The 23637-nt window shown below is 60.0% G+C and carries 30 protein-coding genes and 1 tRNA gene; 8 read left to right on the top strand and 23 right to left on the bottom strand.

Features of this window, described 5'->3' with window-relative positions; genetic code table 11:
- The 3 genes from coxB to VGK14_RS09545 form a co-directional block, all read right to left on the bottom strand.
- Positions 1-837: cytochrome c oxidase subunit II (gene coxB / locus VGK14_RS09555; protein ID WP_331508827.1), on the bottom strand; the 837-nt coding region annotated here is incomplete at its 3' end.
- Positions 838-1001: 164 nt separating this feature from the next.
- Entirely contained in the window at positions 1002-1337 is a 336-nt protein-coding gene (locus VGK14_RS09550) for a DUF2244 domain-containing protein (protein ID WP_331508826.1), read from the bottom strand.
- A 141-nt stretch (positions 1338-1478) separates the two neighbouring features.
- Positions 1479-2102: a PfkB family carbohydrate kinase gene (locus tag VGK14_RS09545; protein ID WP_331508825.1), complete on the bottom strand. Its 624-nt coding sequence runs from the start codon at positions 2100-2102 to the stop codon at positions 1479-1481.
- A 197-nt stretch (positions 2103-2299) separates the two neighbouring features.
- Here VGK14_RS09545 and VGK14_RS09540 point away from each other — a divergent pair, with 197 nt between their 5' ends.
- Together VGK14_RS09540 and VGK14_RS09535 are read left to right on the top strand one after the other, a co-directional pair.
- A complete protein-coding gene (locus VGK14_RS09540; protein WP_331508829.1) occupies positions 2300-3217 on the top strand; it encodes a branched-chain amino acid transaminase in 918 nt (305 codons plus the stop codon).
- 8 nt (positions 3218-3225) lie between these two features.
- Complete coding sequence (locus tag VGK14_RS09535) at positions 3226-3417, top strand: zinc-finger domain-containing protein (protein WP_331508824.1); 192 nt, start codon at positions 3226-3228, stop codon at positions 3415-3417.
- A 3-nt stretch (positions 3418-3420) separates the two neighbouring features.
- Here VGK14_RS09535 and murI read toward each other — a convergent pair whose 3' ends face one another.
- Both murI and VGK14_RS09525 read right to left on the bottom strand, forming a co-directional pair.
- Positions 3421-4212, bottom strand: a complete 792-nt coding sequence (gene murI / locus VGK14_RS09530; protein WP_331508822.1) for a glutamate racemase — start codon at positions 4210-4212, stop codon at positions 3421-3423.
- Positions 4212-4763 (bottom strand): YaeQ family protein, encoded by a 552-nt coding sequence (locus VGK14_RS09525; protein ID WP_331508821.1) that lies wholly within the window; start codon positions 4761-4763, stop codon positions 4212-4214. Before VGK14_RS09525 ends, murI begins: the two co-directional genes overlap by 1 nt.
- Positions 4764-4905: 142 nt before the next feature.
- Between VGK14_RS09525 and VGK14_RS09520 the strand changes: the two genes are divergently transcribed.
- Positions 4906-5448, top strand: a complete 543-nt coding sequence (locus tag VGK14_RS09520; RefSeq protein ID WP_331508820.1) for a cob(I)yrinic acid a,c-diamide adenosyltransferase — start codon at positions 4906-4908, stop codon at positions 5446-5448.
- On the opposite strand, the gene VGK14_RS09515 is transcribed toward VGK14_RS09520, so the two are convergent.
- On the bottom strand, positions 5445-6050 hold the full coding sequence (locus tag VGK14_RS09515) for a histidine phosphatase family protein (protein WP_331508819.1): 606 nt from the start codon (positions 6048-6050) through the stop codon (positions 5445-5447). The two genes, VGK14_RS09520 and VGK14_RS09515, sit on opposite strands and share 4 nt — an antisense overlap.
- A 239-nt stretch (positions 6051-6289) precedes the next feature.
- On the opposite strand from VGK14_RS09515, the gene VGK14_RS09510 reads away from it, so the two are divergent.
- Both VGK14_RS09510 and VGK14_RS09505 read left to right on the top strand, forming a co-directional pair.
- Positions 6290-7387, top strand: a complete 1098-nt coding sequence (locus tag VGK14_RS09510) for a GGDEF domain-containing protein (protein WP_331508818.1) — start codon at positions 6290-6292, stop codon at positions 7385-7387.
- 59 nt (positions 7388-7446) lie between these two features.
- Positions 7447-7701, top strand: coding sequence for a hypothetical protein (locus VGK14_RS09505; RefSeq protein WP_331508816.1), 255 nt, complete (start codon positions 7447-7449; stop codon positions 7699-7701).
- 227 nt (positions 7702-7928) lie between these two features.
- Here VGK14_RS09505 and VGK14_RS09500 read toward each other — a convergent pair.
- Positions 7929-8013 (bottom strand) — tRNA-Leu (locus tag VGK14_RS09500).
- Between the two features lie 36 nt (positions 8014-8049).
- Here VGK14_RS09500 and queA point away from each other — a divergent pair.
- Positions 8050-9084 carry a tRNA preQ1(34) S-adenosylmethionine ribosyltransferase-isomerase QueA gene (gene queA / locus VGK14_RS09495; protein WP_331508815.1) on the top strand — a complete coding sequence of 345 codons (1035 nt, stop codon included), beginning with the start codon at positions 8050-8052 and terminating at the stop codon, positions 9082-9084.
- Between the two features lie 15 nt (positions 9085-9099).
- Here queA and VGK14_RS09490 read toward each other — a convergent pair whose 3' ends face one another.
- Complete coding sequence (locus tag VGK14_RS09490; protein WP_331508814.1) at positions 9100-10188, bottom strand: hypothetical protein; 1089 nt, start codon at positions 10186-10188, stop codon at positions 9100-9102.
- A gap of 67 nt (positions 10189-10255) precedes the next feature.
- Between VGK14_RS09490 and VGK14_RS09485 the strand changes: the two genes are divergently transcribed.
- Positions 10256-11140 (top strand): hypothetical protein, encoded by an 885-nt coding sequence (locus tag VGK14_RS09485; protein ID WP_331508813.1) that lies wholly within the window; start codon positions 10256-10258, stop codon positions 11138-11140.
- A gap of 113 nt (positions 11141-11253) precedes the next feature.
- Here the strand turns inward: VGK14_RS09485 and VGK14_RS09480 are convergent, their stop codons facing one another.
- The 15 genes from VGK14_RS09480 to VGK14_RS09410 all read right to left on the bottom strand — a co-directional run bounded on the left by VGK14_RS09480 (position 11254) and on the right by VGK14_RS09410 (position 23267).
- Positions 11254-11775: a DUF1097 domain-containing protein gene (locus tag VGK14_RS09480; RefSeq protein WP_331508812.1), complete on the bottom strand. Its 522-nt coding sequence runs from the start codon at positions 11773-11775 to the stop codon at positions 11254-11256.
- A gap of 186 nt (positions 11776-11961) precedes the next feature.
- On the bottom strand, positions 11962-12546 hold the full coding sequence (locus VGK14_RS09475; RefSeq protein ID WP_331508811.1) for a lytic transglycosylase domain-containing protein: 585 nt from the start codon (positions 12544-12546) through the stop codon (positions 11962-11964).
- The gene (locus tag VGK14_RS09470) at positions 12534-14237 is read right to left on the bottom strand and encodes a proline--tRNA ligase (RefSeq protein WP_331508810.1); all 1704 of its coding nucleotides are present in this window, start codon (positions 14235-14237) and stop codon (positions 12534-12536) included. The genes VGK14_RS09475 and VGK14_RS09470 overlap by 13 nt, the downstream gene beginning before the upstream one ends.
- Before the next feature lie 73 nt (positions 14238-14310).
- On the bottom strand, positions 14311-14646 hold the full coding sequence (locus VGK14_RS09465; RefSeq protein ID WP_331508809.1) for a hypothetical protein: 336 nt from the start codon (positions 14644-14646) through the stop codon (positions 14311-14313).
- The gene (locus VGK14_RS09460) at positions 14592-14879 is read right to left on the bottom strand and encodes a hypothetical protein (protein ID WP_331508808.1); all 288 of its coding nucleotides are present in this window, start codon (positions 14877-14879) and stop codon (positions 14592-14594) included. Before VGK14_RS09460 ends, VGK14_RS09465 begins: the two co-directional genes overlap by 55 nt.
- 97 nt (positions 14880-14976) lie before the next feature.
- Positions 14977-15468 (bottom strand): TPM domain-containing protein, encoded by a 492-nt coding sequence (locus VGK14_RS09455; protein WP_331508807.1) that lies wholly within the window; start codon positions 15466-15468, stop codon positions 14977-14979.
- Between the two features lie 2 nt (positions 15469-15470).
- On the bottom strand, positions 15471-16241 hold the full coding sequence (locus tag VGK14_RS09450; protein WP_331508828.1) for a YgcG family protein: 771 nt from the start codon (positions 16239-16241) through the stop codon (positions 15471-15473).
- A 53-nt stretch (positions 16242-16294) separates the two neighbouring features.
- Positions 16295-16888: a LemA family protein gene (locus tag VGK14_RS09445; protein WP_331508806.1), complete on the bottom strand. Its 594-nt coding sequence runs from the start codon at positions 16886-16888 to the stop codon at positions 16295-16297.
- 22 nt (positions 16889-16910) lie between these two features.
- Positions 16911-17687 (bottom strand): uracil-DNA glycosylase, encoded by a 777-nt coding sequence (locus tag VGK14_RS09440; RefSeq protein ID WP_331508804.1) that lies wholly within the window; start codon positions 17685-17687, stop codon positions 16911-16913.
- Positions 17684-18145: a ribosomal protein S18-alanine N-acetyltransferase gene (gene rimI / locus VGK14_RS09435; RefSeq protein ID WP_331508803.1), complete on the bottom strand. Its 462-nt coding sequence runs from the start codon at positions 18143-18145 to the stop codon at positions 17684-17686. Before rimI ends, VGK14_RS09440 begins: the two co-directional genes overlap by 4 nt.
- On the bottom strand, positions 18142-18825 hold the full coding sequence (gene tsaB / locus VGK14_RS09430) for a tRNA (adenosine(37)-N6)-threonylcarbamoyltransferase complex dimerization subunit type 1 TsaB (protein WP_331508802.1): 684 nt from the start codon (positions 18823-18825) through the stop codon (positions 18142-18144). Before tsaB ends, rimI begins: the two co-directional genes overlap by 4 nt.
- A gap of 86 nt (positions 18826-18911) precedes the next feature.
- Positions 18912-19319, bottom strand: a complete 408-nt coding sequence (gene arfB / locus VGK14_RS09425; protein WP_331508801.1) for an alternative ribosome rescue aminoacyl-tRNA hydrolase ArfB — start codon at positions 19317-19319, stop codon at positions 18912-18914.
- Between the two features lie 39 nt (positions 19320-19358).
- Positions 19359-19541: a DUF1289 domain-containing protein gene (locus VGK14_RS09420; protein WP_331508800.1), complete on the bottom strand. Its 183-nt coding sequence runs from the start codon at positions 19539-19541 to the stop codon at positions 19359-19361.
- Positions 19542-19610: 69 nt separating this feature from the next.
- Complete coding sequence (gene secA, locus VGK14_RS09415) at positions 19611-22331, bottom strand: preprotein translocase subunit SecA (protein ID WP_331508799.1); 2721 nt, start codon at positions 22329-22331, stop codon at positions 19611-19613.
- 51 nt (positions 22332-22382) lie between these two features.
- The gene (locus VGK14_RS09410; protein WP_331508797.1) at positions 22383-23267 is read right to left on the bottom strand and encodes a M23 family metallopeptidase; all 885 of its coding nucleotides are present in this window, start codon (positions 23265-23267) and stop codon (positions 22383-22385) included.
- A 78-nt stretch (positions 23268-23345) separates the two neighbouring features.
- Between VGK14_RS09410 and VGK14_RS09405 the strand changes: the two genes are divergently transcribed.
- On the top strand, positions 23346-23637 hold a 292-nt coding region (locus VGK14_RS09405), incomplete at its 3' end, for a DciA family protein (protein WP_331508796.1).

Genomic DNA, 23637 nt, shown 5'->3' with positions numbered 1-23637 from the left:
CTTGTCGGCGCCGGCAGACGCGGCTGCCAGCTCTGTTTTCTTGGAGTCAACCCATTTTTTGAAATCCGCATCAGAGACGGCATTCACCACCACCGGCATAAAACCGTGGCCCTTGCCGCATAGCTCCTTGCACTGCCCCTTGTAAGTGCCCGGCTCTTCGACCTTGACCCAGGTTTCACGCAGGAAACCGGGGATGGCATCCCGCGCGGTACCAAACTGCGGCACCCACCAGGTATGGATGACATCGTTGGCGGTCAACAGAACCCGCACCTTTTTTCCCACCGGGAGCACTACTGGATTATCCACTTCCAGCAGATACTCGGCGCCCTTCTCGGCCTTGTTATCGATCTGCTCCTGCGGAGTTTTCAGGTTGCTGACAAACTTGACGCCTTGGGCGTCGCCGTCCATGTACTCGTACTGCCAGCGCCACTGCATGCCGGTGACCTTGAGCACCATGTCGGCGCCGTTTTTGGTGTCCTCCATCATGACCACGCTGTGGTAGGCGGGAATGCCCATGAGGATGAAGTCGATGTAGAGCAGGATGGCAAATGGCACCAGCGTCCAGATCACTTGCGAGCGCGTGGAAGGTCCGGTAAACGTCGCTGCGGTATGGCCGCGGCTCTTGCGGTGGTGGAAGATCGAATAGACCATGATACCCAGCACAACCAGGAAGATCACCATGATGATCAGCATGAATTTGTTGTGCACATGCAAGGTATCTTCCGCCATCGGCGTCACCGGCTTGGGAAAATTCCAGTTCAATTCGGCGTGTGCTGCCAGTGACCACAAGGCCAGCATCAACGCCGCCCCCGATTTTTGGAACAGTTTGAAGGCCATACTCACTCCCTGAAATGCGCCCCGTTAATAAATAACACCCGTTCGCCGCCTGAGCTGGCTGGCAAGAATCAGACGCGCATCGTTATTCATATAGCGCGAATTCCACTTCCCTGCCATGCGAGCGGAGCCACAACCTTTGTTCACCGCTTGGGTATCGCGCAGTATCACCCGAGCCCACTACCGACTGAAACACCACCCGGCTGATCTTCTTGTAAACACGCTTCTCGATCGCCAGATCGTCGCCTGCGATGAACGATGCTTTCATAATCGCCGGAGTGGCGTTGCACGACGTAGAAAGCAGCGCCCAGGGCAAGTAATTCCATCCCGGCAAACGGGAACACCAACCATGCGCCGGCCAGTGTGAAACCCATTGCAACGATCAGGGAAAAAGAAACGATTGCGGAAAATATCCACAGCCTCTGATTCGGCGTGAGAGAACAGTTGGGCTTGGCTGTAATGCTGAAATTCGCCCTTTCTGCCGCAAATGCTTCGCTGCCCACGTCCCGCGCCCCCTACGGTCGATTCACAACTACTTTTCGTGCGACAATTTATCGCAGGCCCAAAACTTAACATACCGTTTTTTTAACTGTCAACCACTGATTTTTTAAAAGATATCAATGTCTTAAAATTGTATTTTCAAATTACTGCGCCGTTGACGCTGCGCCCTCGGAATGCAATAAAAATCCAAAAACTCCGCATTCCTTGCCAGCCAGGCGACAACCCTTTCCCAGCGCCCGGACCAGGGACTCTCCTTCAGCCAGGGCGCCGATCAAGCCGGCATTGAACGTATCGCCCGCACCCAATGTATCCACAATCCGCGGCGGAGCAAACGCCGGGCTGTGGCTGCCTTGCCCTTGCCGGCTAAGACCGTACGCGCCGGCCTCACCCCATGCCATGACAGCGTGCGCCTGCGGTGATCGCCGATGCAGCCAGTCCAGGAAATCCAGCGGCTCTTCATGCCCGCAATGGCGCGCATAACCGCGCAAACAGATCAGCACATCCGGCTGGTCGAGCGCTACCTCGATGCCCGCACGCGGTTTTTCCAGTTCCAGCGAGACCGAGAGCCCTGGCCTCATCTTGCGAACCCGCGCCAGCATTTTCAATAATTCCGGCACATTGCGCCCTTCGAAATGAATCCAGTCGAACGGCGCAAGTTCGATGGCCGCGAATTGCTTTGCAGTTAATTCCGGCAAATCCCGGTAATGAACAATGGTGCGGCTGGCCGCAGCCAGTTGAATGCTGGAAGTGGGTGGCCGCCCCGGCAAACGCGCAACTCCCGTGCCCTGACCTCGTCGTCCTCGGACGGATATCGATCAAGCGTGAAAACGATATCCAGCGTGGCGGTGCCCACCAATAAAATATGTGCCATGAGATTTAAGCCCGGTTACTGCCAAAAGCGGCAGTTGCGTTTACAATTAAAGCTTTTTGAGTTCGGAGAAACAAGATGGCTATGGCCAAGACGATGGCCGACCGCGATGGTCTGATCTGGTACGATGGCGAAATGGTGCCCTGGCGCGAAGCAACCACTCACGTCCTGACCCATACCCTGCACTATGGCATGGGCGTATTCGAAGGCGTGCGCGCTTACAAGACCGACAAGGGCACCGCCATATTCCGCCTGCAGGAGCATACCGACCGTCTGTTCCGCTCGGCGCACATCCTCGGCATGAAAATGCCGTTCGACAAGGCCACGCTGATGGAAGCGCAAAAAGCCGCCGTGCGCGAAAACAACCTGGAATCCGGCTACTTGCGTCCGATGGCATTCTACGGCGCGGAAGCGATGGGCATTTCCGCCAGAACCTTGTCCACGCATATGATCGTCGCCGCCTGGGCGTGGGGCGCCTACCTCGGCAAGGAAGCGCTGGAAAACGGCATTCGCGTCAAGACTTCGTCGTTTGCCCGTCATCATGTCAATATCACGATGTGCAAGGCCAAGGCCAACGGCAACTACATGAACTCCATCCTGGCCCACCAGGAAGCCGCCGCCGACGGCTACGACGAAGCGCTGCTGCTGGACGTGGACGGCTTTGTCGCCGAAGGCTCGGGCGAAAACGTATTCATCGTGCGCAACGGCAGGCTCTACACGCCCGACCTCACCAGCGCGCTGGAAGGCATCACGCGCGACACCATCATCCAGCTGGCTGCCGAAATCGGCCTGCAGGTGATCGAGAAGCGCATCACCCGCGACGAAGTCTATTCCGCGGACGAAGCGTTTTTCACCGGCACCGCCGCCGAGGTGACGCCGATCCGCGAACTCGACAACCGCGCCATCGGCGCAGGATCGCGCGGTCCGATCACGGAGAAACTGCAGTCCATGTTCTTCGACGCCGTGATGGGCAAATCGCCTGGCCATATTGGCTGGGTAACGCTGGTCAAATAGGGAAGCTCATGACGAACGCAACGCAAGAAGTAGAGGTGACCGCCAAGGATTTGCCGCTGCACTGCCCCACCGATGCGGTGGCACTGTGGTGCTCGCATCCGCGAGTCTTCTTGGATATTGGCAAATCGGGTAAGGCGATGTGCCCGTATTGCGGCACCAAATACCGCCTCAAAGCGGGCGAGGCGGTCGGGCATCATTGAAGTTCAAAGCGGCGGCAGCGGCTCCACTGCCGTCGCTTCCTTGCATAACATTCCCATCACGTATTGTCCCTGGGTCACGTCGCCGCTGGTCCAGAAGCATGCGCCGCCGGCAGGACCCGCTGCTGCCAGGCCATGCTCCTCGATGCGCCGACGCAATTGCCGGGCGACGGCGGCACCGGTATCGATAAGAGTAGCTCGCCCATCCGTCAACTCCTCGATGAGCGGCCGTAAAAAAGGATAGTGAGTGCATCCCAGCACGAGAGTGTCGGCACCTTCGTTCATTAAAGGCTCAATGTAACGCCACAGCAAATTGCGCGTAGCGGGCGCGGTCAATTCGCCGCGTTCCACGCATTCCACCAGCCCGTGGCAGATCTGCGTTTCCACGCGCACGCCTTGGCCGTAATTTTCCAGCAAGGCGGCGAACCGCGCGCTTTTCAGCGTGCCGCCGGTGGCCAGCACGCCGACAACGCCGCTCTTCGTCGCCGCGGCCGCAGGCTTGATCGCGGGCTCCATGCCTATGATAGGCAATCCGAAACGTGCGCGCAGCTGGCCCGCTGCAGCCGCGGTAGCCGTATTGCAGGCGATGACCAGCGCCTTGGCCCGCTGCCCCAGCAGAAACTCCGCGAGCGATAACGCACGCGCCTGTATCTGCTCAGGACTTTTCGCACCGTAGGGCGCATGCGCCGAGTCGGCGACGTATAACAGCGATTCATGCGGCAATTCCTCACGGATATGCCGCAGTACCGACAGCCCGCCGACGCCGGAATCGAAAACACCGATAGGCGATTGATTCATCAGTGCGCGGACGGGGCTTTGAGCGTGGCGGGTTCGATCTGCACCGTTTGCTCGCCCTCGCCCAGCCACATCAATCCGTCCTGTATCGTGCACTGCAGCTGCATCGAACGCTGCGCCAGACTGGCCAACGCCGAGCCGACCGCCGGGGGCAGATTGATCACCGTCAGGTTTTTCACGCGCTCGAGTTTGGGGCCGACCTGCTGCCACCACAAGGTGGCGCCGTTGCCGCTGTAGGCGTACACCACCACCTGCTCGGCGCGGCCGCTCGCCTTGAGCAGCCGCTTTTCATCAGGCTGCCCAACCTCGACCCAAAGTTTAATGGCGCCGGTCAAATCCTTCTGCCAGATATCCGGCTCATCGGCATCGCTCAACCCCTTGGCAAACGTCAGCGCCTCATCGGCATGCCGCGCGAAAGCCAGTAACCGCACCATCATGCGCTCATCCGTTTCCGAGGGATGCCGCGCGATGGTCAAGCCATGGCTTTGATAATAATGCCTGTCCATATCTGCAATTTGCAGCTCGACTTTGAAAATGGTTGCTTTAAGGGCCATGGGGTATTTTCTGGTTGACTGTCCGCAAAAACGCGGCCGGACATTGTACATTTTTATAGCAAGTTTTTACTTGAACAATGTTCTCGCAGCGTAGCAGCCGGAAACCTTTTACAATCCTGGCATCTGATTCAAGGAGTTCCGCATGGGCAACCGCTTGACCAAAATTTACACTCGCACCGGCGATGACGGCAGCACCGGGCTGGGGGACGGCTCGCGCGCCGGCAAGGAAAGCCCGCGCGTTGCGGCGATGGGCGAAGTCGACGAACTCAACGCCGGCATCGGCGTACTGGCCGCCGAAGCCCTGCCGCAACCGCTGCATGCGCTGCTGACCCGCATCCAGCACGATCTGTTCGACCTCGGCGGGGAATTATGCATTCCGGGGCACAAAATGCTGGATGAGTCCCGCATAACATGGCTGGAGGCGCAGCTGGACGACTTGAACGGCACCCTGCCCCCGCTCAAGGAGTTCATCCTTCCCGGCGGCTCCAGACCGGCGGCGCTGTGCCATCTGGCCCGCACCGTCTGCCGCCGCGCCGAGCGCAGCGTCGTCCATCTGGCACGCGGCGAAGAAGTGGCGCCGGCGGTCAGGCAGTACCTCAACCGGCTGTCGGATTTTCTGTTTGTCCTGGCACGTATCCTCAACCGCGAACTGGGGCATGCCGATGTATTGTGGAAGCGCAGCTAAAGCCTGCCGCCATGAAACATCAATGTCGCCAGAAACTCGTCGCCATGATGCTCGATCTGAACACGGCTCAATCCGGCGTTGCCGACATTGATGCGGTAGACATTGCCGACCGGCAGCCCCAGTGCGTGGGAAAGCATCATGCGGATCACGCCGGCATGGGTCACCACCAGCACATGCTTACCCCGGTGCCGCTCCAGCATCTCGCGCCAGGCCTCCCCCACCCGTGCATGAACTTCGGTTGCGGGCTCCGCACCGGGCGGTGCGCGCGACACCGGGTCGCGCTTGAACTCGAATAGCCGCAAGGGTTCATTGGCGCAAATCTCGGATTGCAATTTACCTTCCCATTCGCCAACGTCGCCCTCCTTCAGCCTGGCATCACGCAGCACGCCCACTCCAAGCCTGTTTCCCAGCGCATCGGCAAACCCGGCGCAACGCATCAACGGCGAGGTCACGATGTGCTGCCAGCCTGAAAAATCGCCCACGGCGCCCCACATCTGCTGCCAGCCTTTCTCGGATAAGGGATCATCTAGGCAGCCGCGATATTTTCTTCCCCCGACCGGCTCTCCGTGCCGAATGAGATCAACAATGGTTATTGCAGGCATTCTGGAATTGTTTTGGCAAAGATTGAGTCAAATGAGGCAGAATAGGGGGTGTAGCGGGTTGCCCCGATTACAAATTTACGCCTCGGCTGCAGTCTGGAATTAGGATACGATAGTCTTGTTAATATTTCTTCATATTGTACAATGGCGCGCCCATCATTAAACACTTCGTCATAAGAAAAATGCTGACCAAATCTATCTCAAGGCTTTGGCTCCGCGCTTGGTCGCTGGTCCTGCTGGAAATGAGCGGTCAGGAAATCGGCTGGCTGCTGCGGCCGCGCGAGCATCTCTCCCTGCTTTCCACCCGCCGCACCACTATCATCGTGACGCGGGTACGTCTGATAGCCGGCCTGTTCGCCGTTTTCACGCCGCTCTGGATTATCGCGGATATCTCGGCTTTTCCGTCCGAAGTATGGCATGGGCTGGCCGCGGCAAGATTGCTGGCGACTGCGGCTTTCGTCGCGATCCTGGTCTCGGCGAAAAGCATGGACAGCATCCATAACGCCTATCGCTCGCTGGCGATGTTGCTGGCGGTGCCGATGCTGTTCTTCCTGTTCTCGTATCAGCATATGGCGCAGTTCGAACTGCACGGCTTCCAGGCCGCATTCAGCACGGGCTACGCTTTCCTGCCGTTCGTAGTGGTGGCCGGACTGTCGATTTTTCCGTTAACACTCATCGAATGCATCTGCTACGCGGCCCCGATGCTGGCTCTGCAAGTTGTCGCCGCCGCATTGCGCTGGCCGGTGCTTGACTGGCCTACGGTTGCGGCCTCCATTTGGCTGCTGATGCTGATTACCGCCGTCTCCGCATTAGCGGGGCTATCGCAGCTTGCGTTCATGATCGTGCTGGTACGCGAGGCCATTCACGATAGCATGACCGGCTGTTTTTCGCGTCACAGCGGCGAAGAATTGCTCGAGTTGCAGTTCATTCTGGCCAAACGCAGCAAAGCCTCCCTCTCCTTGGCATTCATAGACCTCGACCATTTCAAGCAGGTGAACGACACATTCGGCCACGACGCCGGAGATGCGGTGTTGATCAATGCCACCGCTTCCATCCGCGATCACTTGCGGATGGGAGACATGCTGATTCGCTGGGGCGGGGAAGAGTTCTTGCTGATCATGCCCAACACGGATTTCAAGCAGGCACTGGCCGCGTTGAACCGCGTGCGGAAATCCGGCTTTGGCAAGCGCCCGGACGGCACGCCGGTGACCGCAAGCATCGGCCTGGCCGAGCTTTCCCAGCAAGATACCGAGCACTGGCGGGATCTGGTGGAGCTATCAGACAACCGCATGTATCAGGCGAAAGAATCCGGGCGCGACCGCATCGTCGCCGGCAACTAGTCCCTGCCCTCCTCCGTTGGCTTTGAGCCGCACTCGACGTTTGAGGGCATACTGTCGCCATGAACCCGGAAACGCTGCTTGAACTACTAAAGGAGATCGAGAAAGAAGATCCAATCGACTTTTCCGGCCTCCCTTTCGATGGGACCGACTTACGGCAGTTGGCGTGTCTCAATGTTTCGGAACTGATGGGCAGCTGGCCGCAGGACCCGGAGGCGCATGATCGCGACATGGTCATGGCCGCGACCATAGCCAGACTGGTCCTGGAGAACATGGTGCTGCAGATCAGGATAGCTTTGATGGCAAGCGACAGTTAAAACGCTTTCTTTGCTGCCTTTATGTCGATTCCAGACTTCCTACGGAATAAAGCGCCAAATTCGTAAGCTTTGGTACATGCTCCAATTGGATTCTTGGTGCCCAACGAAACACGTCTGTCTTTGCCGCCTGACTGAAGTCTGATGATGCAATTTTTGGCATGGAAGGACCACTTGGCAGTGACGCTTCCACTTTGCAACGCATTGATTTATAATTATTAATTAACAAATGGTGCCGGGAGGGGGACTCGAACCCCCACACCTTGCGGCGGCGGATTTTGAGTCCGCTGCGTCTACCAATTCCGCCATCCCGGCTTGGGAGGCAGCATTATAACGAATTCCGACCCGATTTTGCGTACCGAAGACTTCAATTTTGATCTGCCCGAGGCATTAATCGCCCAGTTTCCGGCAGCGGAGCGTCGTGCCAGCCGCTTATTGCGGCTGGACGGCAACAGCGGCGAGGTGATAGATGCCTGGTTCCGCGATTTGCCGACGCTGCTGGAAGCGGGCGATTTGCTGGTATTCAACGATACCCGCGTGATCAAGGCGCGCCTCACGGGGCGCAGAGAGAGTGGCGGCAAGGTCGAGGCGCTGATCGAACGCATTACCGGCGCCCACGAAGCGCTGGCCCAAGTGCGCGCCTCGCATGCGCCCAAACCGGGAGGACGGCTGATATTCGCCGACTCGGTGGAGGCCGAGATGCTGGAACGCCGGGGAGACATGTTCCTGTTGCGGTTCTTAAGCGAAACGCCGCTGATGGAGATACTCGAACGGCATGGCGCACTGCCGCTGCCTCCGTATATTCAGCACAGCCCGGACCGGTTCGACGAGGACCGCTACCAGACCGTATATGCCCGCGAACCCGGTGCGGTTGCGGCGCCCACCGCCGGGCTGCATTTCGACGAGGCAATGCTGGCGGAACTGGCGGCACATGGCATACGCACCGCGCAGGTGACGCTGCATGTTGGCGCCGGCACATTTCAGCCGGTGCGGGTGGAGCATATCGCCGAGCACCGCATGCACAGCGAGCGTTATCACGTCCCGCAAGCTACCGTGGATGCGATCGCCGAGGCCCGGAAAACAGGCAAGCGGGTGACTGCGGTGGGAACGACCGCGCTGCGCGCATTGGAGAGCGCGGTGCGTAGCGGCGAGATTCAGGCGGGCAGCGGCGACACCGATATTTTTATCACGCCGGGCTATCAGTTCAAGGTGGTGGAGCGCCTGCTCACCAATTTCCACTTGCCGAAAAGCACGTTGCTGATGTTGGTGTCGGCTTTTGCCGGCATGGACAATACCCGGCGCGCCTACCGGCATGCCGTCGGCCAGCGCTACCGGTTTTTCAGCTATGGGGATGCGATGTTGATCGAGCGCAAGAAGCCGCTATGAAAACTACCGTGCTCGCTACATTTTCATTAACCGCTTCAAGAGATAATCCGCTGCCTCGTCGATACCGCCGGGCGCAACCCGCGGTCCGGCCGCCTCCCACAAACCATCCAGCGCGGCCTGCAATTCCCCGGCCTCGAAACGCTGCCGGCTTATTTCGGCGCAGCGGCCATGCCGCGACAGCCATTCCACCAGGCAATGCTCTTCCGGCCAATCGTGCCGGCTGACGTAGAGCACCGGCACGCCATTGCATGCGGCCTCGGCAAAACTGCCGTAGCCGGGCTTGCAGATAAAGGCATCGCAGCTGCACAACACATCGATGAAATCCATCCCCAGCGACTCCAGCACGGCGATGTCCGGCCGTGCCGCCCGCCAATCCGCGGGCACCAGCCAGCGCACACCCGGCAAAACCGGCCAGGAGGCAACAGGCAACTGCGTGGCAATGCCGCCCATGCTGACCAGCACCAGTTTTTCGTCCTGCTCCAGGCCCAGGCGCCGGCTGATCTCCCCGCGGCAATTGCCGCCGAGACGGGCAATCGGGCCGATAGCCCGCACATGATCCAGGCTGGGCATATCCATGCCCGGGGTAACGCGCAAGAAGGTATCCGCAGCGCGATAAGCGTCGTGCATCTGGCCAAGGATTTCCGCCGCGCCCGGCAGGCTTCCGCAATAATGGCAAAAAATATCCATCCAGTTGAGCGAGCACATCGCAGCGCTCTTCACCCCCGCCAGCCTGGCCGCTGCCAGCGGCAGGTAGGCGATGTTGGACAGCACCCAATCCGGCTTGAGACGGCTTATGCGCGCCGCCTCGTGCTCGACCCTGGCATGCCAGCCATGATGGAACTCGCGGTAGGCTGCCAGACTCTGATCTGCCAGCACATCCAGCGCGGAAGCCATCACCATGCCAAAATCGGCGGCGTCGCCGATATGATCGAATACTCCATGAATACGCGCGCGCAGATGCGCCGCCGGCACGCTGCTGCAGATCGTGAGTCGCAGTTCCGGCAGCAGTGCGCGTAACCGGTCGAGCACGGGCGCGGTTTGTGCGACATGGCCAAAGCCGTGGCCGGATATATAAACCAGCAGATGAGGAGGGCGTTCGGGCATGAAAGGTCTTTACAGGTTGGGCAATTTTCTTACAATGGCCGGCTATCCAGGAGAATTCAGCAAATTCATGACACCGCAAATCGGATCAATCATTACCGTCGGCCTGCTGTTCGGCGCCATCCATGCAGCCCAGGCGGCGGTGCTGCCGGAAGCGGCGGAAAGCACAAAGCTCGTGCTGGCCAAAAAGCCTACCACGCGCCCGATGGGGGTCGCTTACGTCCCGCATTATAAACGCTACTATGTTGCCGATGGCGGACTGGGAGCGGTAGAGGACGGCCTCAGCCTGCCGATGTCGAAATCCGAAGTGCACGTGTTCAGCGCCGACGGGACTTATCTCCAGTCGGAAAAACCCGGGCTGGACAACCGGGCGATCTATTTCAACCCCAACAGCCACCGGCTGGAAGCCGTCACCTACAACGTTTCCAGCGATGCCGGATTTACGCCGAGCGCGGGCATCCATACCGTGGAACTGGACGACAAGGGCGCCTTGACGCGCGACCGCAACCAGGTTTCCAACGTCAATCCGGCGTTTGGCGAGGCGGCCACCATGCCAAGCTTCGATCCGGCGGGAAATCGCTATTTCGCCAAGCAAACGCGCAGCGATAAAGTCTGGGTCGTCAAGCTGGACAGCCGGGACAAGATCGCAGAAATCAAGCTCGACCTGGCCGCCGCCGGCGTCCAGTTTGACGATATCAGCGATCATTATGTCGCCTGGACCGGCATTCCCGCGGAAGAACTGGCGGTATTGGATGTCGATCACAAAGCCGTGCTGGTGTTCGACCAGGGCGGCAAGTTCGTCGGTCGCAGCCAGCTGCCGCCCACCATCAAACTGAGGGCACAGAACCACTACACCGGCTTGGGCTATGCCAACGGCCTGTTTTTCGTTTACACCGAAACCGAGGGAGAGTTTGGCACTTATTACGGCTTCCATATCTCGGATCAGACTCAATAAAGGATACAGACATTAAACCTAGGCATCAGCAAGCACAGCACCGGTAAATTCAGCCGCCAAAAAGCAAAAACCGCCCGCAGGCGGTTTTTGTCTGGCGCATTGAGAAAGTCCGGCTATTTGCTCAACGCTCCCGAGAGTTTGCCCGAAAGCATCCCGAAAATAGCCCCAATAACATAAGACACGGCGAGCAGAATTAATGGGTTGGCAAAACCGACTGTAGTCAAGCTGTGCAAAGGCCCACCCGCATCCGTCGTTGGTGTTTGCAGAGAGTAAGCCACTGTCGCAGCATAGCCATAAACCTGGGCTGGAACCACTGAAAGCAGGTCAATGCTCGCAACAATCACCAAGAAGAATACCGTGACCGCAACTACGATTGCAGGCCATAGCGGTGCCGGTAGCGGCACCGAAACATTGACGATAAGCATCAAGGCAACCCAGGCAAGCACGGCACCATAAATAGTACCGGCAATGGTTTTATTTAATGCCGCTGCATCACCACCCGTATGAAAGTAACATCCCCAGGCAATAAAACCTGCCCAAACCAGAACAAAACCAGCCAGCGGGCCCAATGCCAGAAAAGCCCATACGCCTCCGAGCAAAGCGATACTCACAGATAGTGCCGTTAACTTAGACATACACATCCTCCCTCGTTTTTTAGATTGATGGAATGGCAGCAGACACGGGGATGAGTATGGCGGGGATGGGTCTTGGTGCCCACTTGACAAGCCTCCCGATCTCATCAAGTCCACCGGGGACGATAGTAGACCGGAAAATCCTGAAACGCAATCAAAATGCACAAGGATGGTGCAAAGAGGATGGGGTTATAACGCCCGATAAGCCCAGTAGCGACGCCATGCACCCACCACCATATTGGGGTACTCCGCCTGCCCCAGACTGCCGTTGTAGCGCCCCAGAGCCCGGTACAGGTCACCTTTTTCGATATCCAGGTAATAGCGCAGGATGGTGCAGCCGTAGCGCAGATTGATGCGTAGGTGGAACAGGTTCTGCTCTGGCGTTCCGATCTGGTTCACCCAGAACGGCATTACCTGCATGAACCCACGTGCGCCGACCGAAGAAACGGCGTACTTGCCGAAGCCGCTTTCCACCTGGATCAATCCCAGCACCAGTTGCGGGTCGAGCCCGGCACGCGTGGCTTCGTAGTGCACGGTTTTGAGAAAACTGAGGCGGAATTCCTTGTCCGGGATGCGCGTTTGCAAACGGTGCGACATCTCGGTGAGCCAGGCATAGGCTTCGGTTTCCGATTTGAACATCAGCCGGGGGGCGGCGGTGTCGGACACCGATTTCTGCATTACTGCGCGCACGCTGGCGGACAGCGGTTCCTCCCGCTGTCCGCCAGCCAGTGCCAACGCTGGCCAGAGCAACAGCAGCAGTATCAGTCGCCACATATGATCGAGGCCAGGAAACCTGCTACTTCGCCGAGTGCCACATTCCGCATTTCGCCCCCGTTGCGGGCCTGGTATTCGACCTGCCCGTCCTTCAGCCCGCGTTCGCCTATGGTAATACGGTGCGGAATACCGATCAATTCCAGGTCGGCGAACATCACGCCCGGCCGTTCGCCGCGGTCGTCCAGTAGCACGTCGATGCCGGCGGCCTGCAATTCGTCATGCAGTTTCAACGCGGATTCACGCACGGCATCGCTGCGGTCGAAGCCGATGGCCGCGATCGCCACCGCGAACGGGGCGATCGACGCCGGGAAAATAATGCCGCGCTCATCAAAGCCCTGCTCGATCGCGGCGCCGACGATACGCGACACGCCGATGCCGTAGCAGCCCATTTCCATCACCTGGTGCTGGCCGTTTTCGTCGAGATAGCTTGCTTCCATTGCCTGCGAATATTTGTTGCCGAGCTGGAAAATATGGCCGACTTCGATACCGCGGCAGATGTCGAGGCTGCCTTTGCCGTCCGGGCTGGGGTCGCCGGCGACGACATTGCGGATGTCCGCCACTTGCGGCGGTATCGGCAGATCGCGGCCAAAATTGACTCCGGTCAAATGATAGCCTTCCTCGTTGGCGCCACAGACGAAATCGCTCATCGCGAGCACGGCATGGTCGGCGATGATGTTTACATCGGCGCCGACCGGGCCGATATAGCCGGCCTTGCCGCCCATGTATTGCTGGATTTCCTCGGGCGTGGCGAAACGGAAGGGATCAAGGATTTTCTGGGCTTTCACTTCGTTCAACTCGTGATCGCCGCGCAGCAGCAGCATGTAGAACGCATCGTCGTGCATCACGGCGATAGCCTTGACGGTTCTCTCCGCACCCAGTTGGAGAAACTCGCTGACCTCGGTGATGCTCTTCTTGCCCGGCGTCGCGACTTTCTCCATGGTTTGCGTCGCGTCGGCGCGGGGAGCCACCGGCGCCAGCGCCTCGGCCAATTCGACGTTGGCGGCATAGTCCGAATCCGGGCAGAAGGCGATCGCGTCTTCGCCGGAATCCGCCAGCACGTGGAACTCATGCGAGCCGGTGCCGCCGATGGCGCCGGTATCGGCGCGCACGGCGCGGAACTTGAGCCCCAAGCGATTGAATATATCGCTGTAAGCCTGATACATCACCTCGTAGGTCTGCTCCAGCGAAGCCTTGTCGACGTGGAAGGAATAGGCGTCCTTCATCACGAACTCGCGCGCGCGCATCACGCCGTAACGCGGACGGATTTCGTCGCGAAACTTGGTCTGGATCTGGTAGAAATTAAGCGGCAATTGCTTATAGGAACGGATTTCCTTGCGCGCGATATCGGTGATCACTTCCTCGTGCGTGGGACCGAAGCAGAAATCGCGCTCGTGCCTGTCCTTGATCTTGAGCATCTGCGGGCCGAACACTTCCCAGCGCCCGGTTTCCTGCCACAGTTCAGCCGGCGTGACGGCGGGCATCAAGAGTTCCAGCGCACCGGCCTTATTCATCTCCTCGCGCACGATGGCTTCCACCTTGCGCAGCACGCGCAATCCCAATGGCATCCACGAATAGAGGCCGGAACCCAGGCGCTTGATCAACCCGGCACGCAGCATCAGGCGGTGCGACACCAGTTCGGCTTCGGCGGGGGCTTCTTTAAGGGTAGACAGGAAAAACTGGCTGACGCGCATTTGGCTGACTTTCTGATAGCTCGTTAAGGCGCGGAATTTTATAGGAATTGCAGCGCTGCGTCAGTAATGCCGATCAAGTCGGCTTGCGATTTCGCCGGCGGCGGTCCAGCCACCAGGCCAGAATCGGCAGCAGCAGGATGCCGCCGGGCATGATCGCGGGAACCAGATAAGGGCTGAGGCCCGCCAACGTGTGCAAGTGATGCTGGATGGCGAGCTTGTCTTCCACCGTCCACGGCTGGCCGTTGCGCGGCTTCATCAGCAGCGGCATGAAGCCGCGCATTTCCGCTGCCGCGGACAGAATGCGTTGACGTTCCCGCTCGTGCGATGCGCGGATGACCGCCAGGAAATAGGCCATCAGTGCGCCGCAGTGGGCCGGACGCCAGCCGTTTTGCCAGACTTCCAGCGGCACGCCACCGCCGGCACGCCGTTGTCAAAGAACCAGAAATCCACAGCATACAGTTCGTCGCTGGGGATGTCGCGGGTCGCCGCGATGGAATGTCGGCCGAAAATCAGGAAGCCGCCGCGGGCCTTGGTGTCTTCGGCATGGCGAAACCGCAGCAAGCCAATCGCCTGCCGCCCCGGCTCGGCGGTTTCCGGCAACGGATTGAAAAATCCCGCACCCGCTGCCGCTCGCCGTTGCAAAACTGGAACTTTCCTATTATAGGCTTCTTCCTTCAACACCCTCGTCATAGTCGGCGCATCGACCCAGGTGAATGAAGGCAGTACCAAGCTATAAAAGCTATAAAATAATGGGCGCATCGGCAAGCTCGTTGGGGTTGTCGTTGTCGTCTGCCGGAAAGTGCTGCCGCAGCAGTGCGGTAATTGCCTGAATCCCTTCAGCGACGCCCAGTTCGAACTCCCGCGCACGGAAGCGCATTTCCATTTGCCGGCACACCGATTGCCATGCCTGCTCGCCCACTTTCGCATGAATGCCGCGATCGGCGACGATTTCCACAACATGCTCCGCCAGCAGCAGATAAATCAGCACGCCGGTATTGTGTTCGGTGTCCCATACCCGCAGCCGGGAAAACACCTCCACCGCGCGCTGGCGTGCCGTCAGGCCGCGCAGCAGGTCGAGCCAGGGCAGCGCCGACTCGACGGCGAAACGCAGTTCACCGCGATGGGTATGCTCGCTGTCGGCGATTGCAGCCTCTATGCGCTGTAACGCCGCTCTGGAAAAACAGCGCCGCACTTGCCAGGGAGCGCTGAAAAGATGTTTGAGTATGCGCATGATTACCATCTCCCCGAGGCGCCGCCGCCACCGAAACCGCCCCCTCCTCCGCCGAATCCCCCACCACCACCGCTGCCGAATCCTCCTCCGCCCAAGCCGCCAAAGCCACGCCCGCCTCCCAGTGTCATGAAGAAAGCAGCCGCGGCCAGCACCAGCGCGAACACTAGCCCGGCCCCCAGCATCCAGACGACAAAGCCGACCAGCCCACCGGCCGCCACCCCACCGAGAAAGTTGCCCAACACCGCGCGCAAAATGGCACCGGCGACGATGGCGACGAAGAACAGTACCGGGAAATACTGGTCCAGCCTAGCGGGCGAACGGCTGCGCCTGGGTTCGGGTAAAGGCTCCCCCTGGATTACGTTGAGAATACCGTCTACGCCGGCAGACAAGCCGTCGTAAAAATCGCCCCGCTTGAAGCGCGGCAGGATGATTTCCTCGATGATACGCTTGGAGGTGGCGTCGTTGAGCGCGCCTTCCAGGCCATAGCCGACCTCGATGCGCAGCGCGCGGTCGTCTTTCGCCACCAGCAGCAGCGCGCCGTCGTCCACCCCCTTGCGCCCCAGTTTCCATTGTTCCGCGACGCGGATGCCGTACTGTTCTATGGTTTCCGGCTGCGTCGTCGGCACGATCAGCACCGCGACCTGGCTGCCTTTCTGCGCCTCGAACGCTTGCAGCCGCGATTCCAGCGCCGAGCGCTGCTGCGCGCTCAGCGTGCCGGTAAGGTCGGTCACCCGCGCCTTTAATGGCGGGACTTCGGCATCGGCCTGCGCCATGAACGGCAGCAGGCACAACAGGCAAAGAGCAAGCCAGCGACGCACGTCAGCGCTTACTTGCTGCCGAAATCGACCTTGGGCGCGGTCGAGATCGCTTTCTCGTCTTCAACCGTGAACGAGGGCTTGGGCTTGTAGCCGAATATCATCGCCGTCAGGTTGCTGGGGAAGGAGCGCACCGCGACGTTATATTCCTGCACCGCCTTGATGTAGCGGTTGCGCGCCACGGTGATACGGTTTTCGGTGCCTTCCAGTTGCGCCTGCAGATCACGGAACGAGGCGTCGGCCTTGAGCTGCGGATAGTTCTCGGACACCACCAGCAAACGCGACAAGGCCGAAGTCAGCTGCCGCTGCGCCGCCTGGAACCTGGCGAATGCCTGCTCGTCATTGACCAGTTCTGGAGTTGCCTGGATGCTGCCGACCTTGGATCGCGCCAGTGTCACTTCCTCCAGCACTTCTTTTTCATGAGCAGCATAACCCTTGACGGTGTTCACCAGGTTGGGCACCAGGTCGGCGCGGCGCTGGTACTGGTTGAGCACTTCCGCCCAACTGGCCTTGACCTGCTCGTCCGCGCTCTGAAAGGTGTTGTAGCCACAGCCGGAGAGTGCCAGCATGGCTAACAGGATCAATGCCGTAAAAATCTTGCGCATGGTTCGCTCCTTATAAAGTCGTTCACGACGAAGATGCGGCCGCCGCGGCGGATTGCAAGTCCCGCATCGTAGCACGGGCAAAACACAGATCTTCCCACGCTTTGGCCTTGTCCGGCATATTGCGCAGCAAATAAGCGGGGTGATAGGTCACGATCAGCGGCACGCCGTGATAATCGTGCAGCTTGCCGCGCAGCGCGGCAATCGATTGCTCGCCACCCAACAGCGACTGCGCGGCGAACTTGCCCAAGGCGACGATCAGCCTGGGCTTGATCAGCTCCACCTGGCGCTTGAGGAAAGGGTCGCATTGGACCACCTCCTCGCCGTGCGGGTCGCGGTTTTGCGGTGGACGGCACTTGAGCACGTTGGCGATGTAGACGTTCTCGCCGCGCTTGAGCTGGATCGCCGCCAGCATGTTGTCCAGCAGCTGCCCAGCCTGGCCGACGAAAGGCTCGCCGCGCCTGTCCTCCTCCGCGCCCGGCGCCTCGCCGACGAACAGCCACTCGGCGTGCTCGTCGCCAATGCCAAATACGGTCCGGGTGCGGGTTTGCGCCAGCCGGCAGGCTTCGCAGCCGGCCACCACCTGTTTGAGTTCATCCCAGCCCATTTGCCGGATGAGTTCGCGGCGAGCCGGCGCCGCACCGGCGGTCTCACCGTCATTGCCGGCCTCCCCGGCCCGCGCTGCGGCAGGCAGCACTTCCGGCGCTTGCATTGCGGCCGGCTCCGCCTGCGCAGCTTGACGCAACCGCCAGGCCGGCAGCAGTTCCAGCTCGCGCAGCATGTCCGCCCGGGTCAGGCTCACAATGCCAGCCCCATCAGAACCGCGTCCTCGCGTCCGTTGGCGGCGGGATAATAGCCTTTACGCACCGAAAATTCATTGAAGCCCATGCTTTCGTATAACGCCAGCGCCGATTTATTGGATGGCCGCACTTCCAGAAACATCATCTGCCCATTGTAGCCGCGCGCCACGCCGATGACATGCTCCAGCAGGCACCGCCCCCAGCCGTGGCCATGGCATGCCCGCGCGATGCTGATGTTGAGCAGATGCGCCTCGTCCAGCACCATCATCAGCACCGCGTAGCCGACCAGCTTGCCTTCGTGCTCGCACACCCAGCAGCTGTAGCCCGCTTTCAGCGAATCGGAAAAATTGCCGCGGGTCCACGGGTAAGGGTAAATCTCCGGCTCGATTGCCATGACGGCATCCAGATCGGATTTTTTCATCGGGCGGTAAGTCACGGCCGGCTTGAGCAGCGCGTTCATTTCGCCACCTCGCGTTCGCGCGTTGTCAGCGCCACCTTGTTACGGATATACAGCGGCGCGGCTTCAAACGGGGCGCGGCCTTCGTTGCGAGCGAATCGCGGTGCGGCAAGCTCGGCCATATGGCGCGCCAGCGGAAACGCTTGCGGAATTCTGGTTGCGACCTGTGCGCCGTAAAGCTCATCCAGCGCGCTGCCGAAACGATCCCAGCCGCTGCCTATCGCGCACCAGCCGTCGCCTTCCAGCGCCGGTACCTGCGCCGGCGGGTACAGGCCGGGCGGCAGCACGGCCTGCCAGGCGCCGCCGCCGAGCCGATAGGCGGCGTGGTAAACCTCGTTCATGCGCGCATCGAGGCAGGCGATCACTTTCTCCCGCGCCGCCTGCTGGGCCAACGCCTCCAGCGTGCATACCCCGAGCACCGGCAAGCCGGCGCCGAATGCCAGCCCCTGCGCCACGCCGCAGCCGATGCGCAGGCCGGTGAACGATCCCGGCCCTTCGCCGAAGGCGATGCCGTCGAGATCGGCGAGCTTCCAGCCGGCCTCGGCCAGCAACTCTCCCAGCAGCGGCAACACTAACTCGGAATGCTTCTGCCCGGCCAAGAGCTCGCGCACGGACACCTCGCCGTCGTGCCACAGCGCGAGCGAGAGATATTCGGTCGAAGTATCGAAAGTGAGAAGCTTCATTGCAGAATTCGGGAAAAACGCTATTTTGCCATACGCCGCGCAAATGGCCTTGTTTGCGCTATAGCTCGCGCACTATGGCTCGCTTGTTATGGCTCGCTCACCTTGCCGCGCATCGCTTTGATGCTGCCGCGCCGCAGCTTGCTTTCGACACGCCTTTTCTGCGAACCCAAAGTCGGCCTGGTCTGCCTGCGCACGCGTGGCGGCCGCGCCACGCTATCGACCAGTTCGTGCAGCCGGATGACCGCATCCTGCAGGTTCAGCTCCCGGCTGCGAAAGCGCTGGGCCTTGATAATGACGATGCCATCGGCGGTAATGCGTTGATCGCGCAGCGCTAGCAGCCTTTCCTTAACGCTTTCCGACAAGGATGAAGTGCGGATATTGAAGCGCAAATGTACCGCGCTGGACACCTTGTTGACGTTCTGCCCGCCCGCCCCTTGCGCACGCACTGCGGTGATTTCGATTTCGCCGTCGGGAATGAGGATGTGGTTGGGCATGGCAGAAATAAAAATGCCGGGAATCCCGGCATTCTGGTTTCAGTCGAATCTCGCCATTTCCATTTGGCGCTGCTCCAGCACCTGCAGCAGCTGATGCCTGCGTTCATCCGACATCGAAGGCCAGGCCTTGATTTCTTCGGACGTACGAAAGCAGCTTTCGCACATTCCGGAGCGGACATTGATGCGGCAAATGCCGTTGCAGGGAGAAAGTATGGTGGGCATGGCGCGATCCTTTATGAAATAAAACACGCCTCCCTCACGCAACAACCATGCCCGACAATACCATCCGAATCAGGCCAACTGGCCGTGGCACTGCTTGTATTTTTTGCCGGAACCGCACGGGCACGGGTCGTTGCGTCCGACCTTGATGCCGTGGCGCTCGAACGGAATGGGCGGCTGGGCGGCAGCTGCTTCATCGCCGCCCGCCAGAGCTTCGTCGAAATCGGCGTGCTGGTAGCGCACGTTTTCCAGCTCCGCCGGCTTGTCGACGGCTTGCACGTCTTCTTCACCTTGCAGTTGAACCAGCATCGTCACCTGCGTCACCTCGCGCTTGACAGTGTCGAGCAGCATTGCAAACAGCTCGAACGCTTCGCGCTTGTATTCCTGCTTGGGGTTCTTCTGCGCGTAGGAGCGCAGGTGGATGCCCTGGCGCAGATGATCCAGCGCGGCCAGGTGCTCGCGCCAATGGTTGTCCAGGCTTTGCAGCATGATCGCGCGCTCGAAATGGCGCATCACGTCGCCGCCGGCCTCCTCCACCTTGGCCTGGTACTGCGCTTCGGCCGCCTGGTTGATGCGATCGAGCAGGGTTTCCTCGTGCAGGTCCGGCTCTTGCTCCAGCCATTCGCCGATCGGCAGTTGCAGGCCGACTTCCGTTTCCAGGGTTTTCCCCAGCCCGATCACATCCCACTGCTCCTCCAGGCTGCCCGGCGGAATATGCTGCGCGAAAAAGTCGGCAATCACGTCGCGGCGCATCGCGGCGATGGTTTCGGCGACATCGGTGGCCTCCAGCAGTTCGTTGCGCTGCTGGTAGATCACCTTGCGCTGGTCGTTGGCGACATCGTCGTATTCCAGCAACTGCTTACGGATATCGAAGTTACGGCCTTCCACCTTGCGCTGGGCGTTTTCAATCGCGCGCGTGACCCACGGATGTTCGATGGCCTCGCCTTCCGGCATATTCAGGCGATCCATGATCGCGGCTACGCGGTCCGAGGCGAAAATGCGCAGCAGCGAATCTTCCAATGAGAGATAGAAGCGGCTGGAGCCGGGGTCGCCCTGACGTCCGGAACGGCCGCGCAACTGGTTGTCGACACGACGCGATTCGTGGCGTTCGGTACCGACGATATGCAGGCCGCCGGCGGCGACCACTGCGGCATGCAGCTTCTGCCATTCGGCCTTGATCTCGGCGATGCGCGCGCTTTTCTGTTCGGCAGACAGGGTCTCGTCGGCATGCACGGCGGCGATTCCCGGCTCCGGGTTGCCACCCAGCACGATATCGGTACCGCGGCCCGCCATATTGGTAGCGATGGTAATCATCTGCGGCCGGCCGGCCTGCACGATGATGTGCGCCTCGCGTTCGTGCTGCTTGGCATTCAACACCTGATGCGCAAGCTTGGCCTGGTCCAGCATCGCCGACAGCAGTTCGGAATTCTCGATCGAGGTGGTACCGACCAGCACCGGCTGTCCGCGCTGCTGGCAATCCTGAATATCCTCCAGCACCGCCTGGTATTTTTCCTTGGCGCTGCGGTACACCTTGTCCATCTGGTCATTACGCTGCGTCGGCCTATGGGTCGGGATCACCACCGTTTCCAGGCCGTAGATGTGATTGAATTCGAAGGCTTCGGTATCGGCGGTGCCGGTCATGCCGGATAACCGGGCATACATGCGGAAATAGTTCTGGAAGGTGATCGACGCCAGCGTCTGGTTTTCTTTCTGGATCGGCACGCCTTCCTTGGCTTCCACTGCCTGGTGCAGGCCGTCCGACCAGCGGCGGCCGGTCATCATGCGCCCGGTGAACTCGTCGACGATGACGATTTCGCCGTCCTTCACTACGTAATGCTGGTCGCGGTGAAACAGCGAATGCGCACGCAACGAGGCGTACAGGTGATGCACCAGCGAAATGTTGGCGGCGTCGTACAGGCTGCTGCCCTCGGGCAACAAACCGGCCGCGGTCAGTATCGCTTCGGCATGCTCGTGGCCGGCTTCGGACAGCAACACCTGGTTGGACTTCTCGTCGACCCAGAAGTCGCCTTCGCCGTCCTCCGCCTCCTGCTTGGTAAGCTGCGGCACCAAGGCGTTGATTCTGGTATACAGGTCGATGCTGTCGTCGGCCTGGCCGGAAATGATCAGCGGCGTGCGCGCCTCGTCGATCAGGATGGAGTCCACTTCGTCGACAATCGCGAAGTTGAGGCCGCGCTGCACGCGTTCACCTGGCGAATACACCATGTTGTCGCGCAGGTAGTCGAAGCCGTATTCGTTGTTGGTGCCGTAGGTGATGTCCGCGGCATAGGCTTGCTGCTTGGCGTCGTGATCCATTTGCGACATATTAATGCCGTACGACAGGCCGAGAAAGTTGTACAGCCGGCCCATCCAGGTCGCGTCGCGCGAGGCCAGGTAATCGTTCACCGTCACCACGTGCACGCCCTTGCCGGACAGCGCATTGAGGTAGGCCGGCAACGTCGCCACCAGCGTCTTGCCTTCGCCGGTGCGCATTTCGGCGATCTTGCCGTAGTGCAGCACCATGCCGCCGATCAGCTGCACGTCGAAATGGCGCATCTCGAACACGCGTTTGCCGGCTTCGCGCACCACGGCGAAGGCTTCCGGCAGCAGATCGTCCAGCGTCTCGCCGGCCTGGTAGCGCTGCCTGAACTCGTCGGTCTTGGCGCGCAGCTCTTCGTCCGAGAGCGCCTGCATCGCCGGCTCCAGCGCATTGATCTGCGCCACCGTGCGGGAATATTGCTTGATCAGCCGCTCATTGCGGCTGCCGAAAATTTTCTTGACCAGATTGGGGAACATAGAAAGGAACGCTTGACCTCCCGATGGGAGGCTCGAATAAAGATTAAAAATCTAGCTCTGATTGGATGTCAAATATCTGCGCGGGTCCAGTGCCATACCGTTAAGCCGTACCTCGAAGTGCAGATGGGCTCCGGTGGAACGTCCGGTGTTGCCGACCTCGGCGATCAGCTGGCCTTTTTCCACGCGCTGCCCCGGTTTTACCAGCATGTGCGAGGTATGGGCATAACGCGTTTCCACCCCGGAGCCGTGATCGATCTTAACGATGTTACCATAATCCGGCGTATGTTCGGCAGCGGTCACTATCCCGGAGGCTGCGGCATAGATCGGCGAACCGGCCTCGGCCATGAAATCCAGTCCTTCGTGGAACGCCATCTGCCCGGTGAACGGATCGACGCGCCAGCCAAAACTGGATGAATTGTAGGCCGCGCTTACCGGCCGTGTGCTGGGCAGGGTGTTCTTCTTCAGGCTTTGCTGCAAGAGCAGGGCTTCCAGCGCGCCGTAGCGGTCGGATTTCTGCTGCAACTCGTCAATCAGCGCCGTCATCTGGTGCCTGATATCCTCTTCGCCGAGGTCATAAGGCCGCGCAATCGGGCCACCCTGGCCGGGCGTAACGTCCAGGTCTTTCTCCTTGACGCCGGCCAGCCTGGCGAGACGCTCGCCCAACGCATCCAGCCGCATCACCCGTGCCTGGATCTGGCCCAGCTGAATCGCCAGCGCATTGATGTTCTCCTGACGGTCGTCCTGCTTGAGGCCGAATTTGGCCGGCAGCAGCGCGGCCGGATTGACCGCTTTGAGTACGGCATTGCCCTGTGGCAGAATGAACGGCAATATCAGCAACGGCGGCACCATCACCAATGCGGCAAGCAGCGATAGCGCCTGCCACCGGTTCAGCATCCTGGGCCTGGCCATACTGTTCGAGACGATAATAATGTTCATTTTTGTGTCTTCCCTGCTTTGCGTTTCTCTGCTTTTTATGGACCTGCCCGCTGCTTGCCGGCAGGGAGCGAGTCTTGCATGCGGCAGTTGAACACGCTTTTCGGCGCCGCGCCGGAACTCAAGACTCTGACAGCGCGCGCTGAAAAAGTCATCGCATTGCAAAAAATCTGGGAGGCCGTTGCGCCCCCCCCGCTAGACAAACACAGCCACGTCGGCCTGCTGCACGACGGCCAGCTCAACGTCTACGCGCGCAGCAGCGCGGTTGCCGCCAAACTCAAAATGCAATTGACCGGACTGGTCAAGAAACTGCAAAACCAAGGGGTGGAAGTTACTTCAATTCGCGTGGAAGTGCAAGTTGCCTCGCTTCCCC

Source organism: Novimethylophilus sp. (assembly GCF_036504375.1).
GTDB lineage: Bacteria > Pseudomonadota > Gammaproteobacteria > Burkholderiales > Methylophilaceae > Novimethylophilus.
Note: the sequence above shows the minus strand (reverse complement) of the source record. Positions and strands in the feature narration are given on the sequence as shown.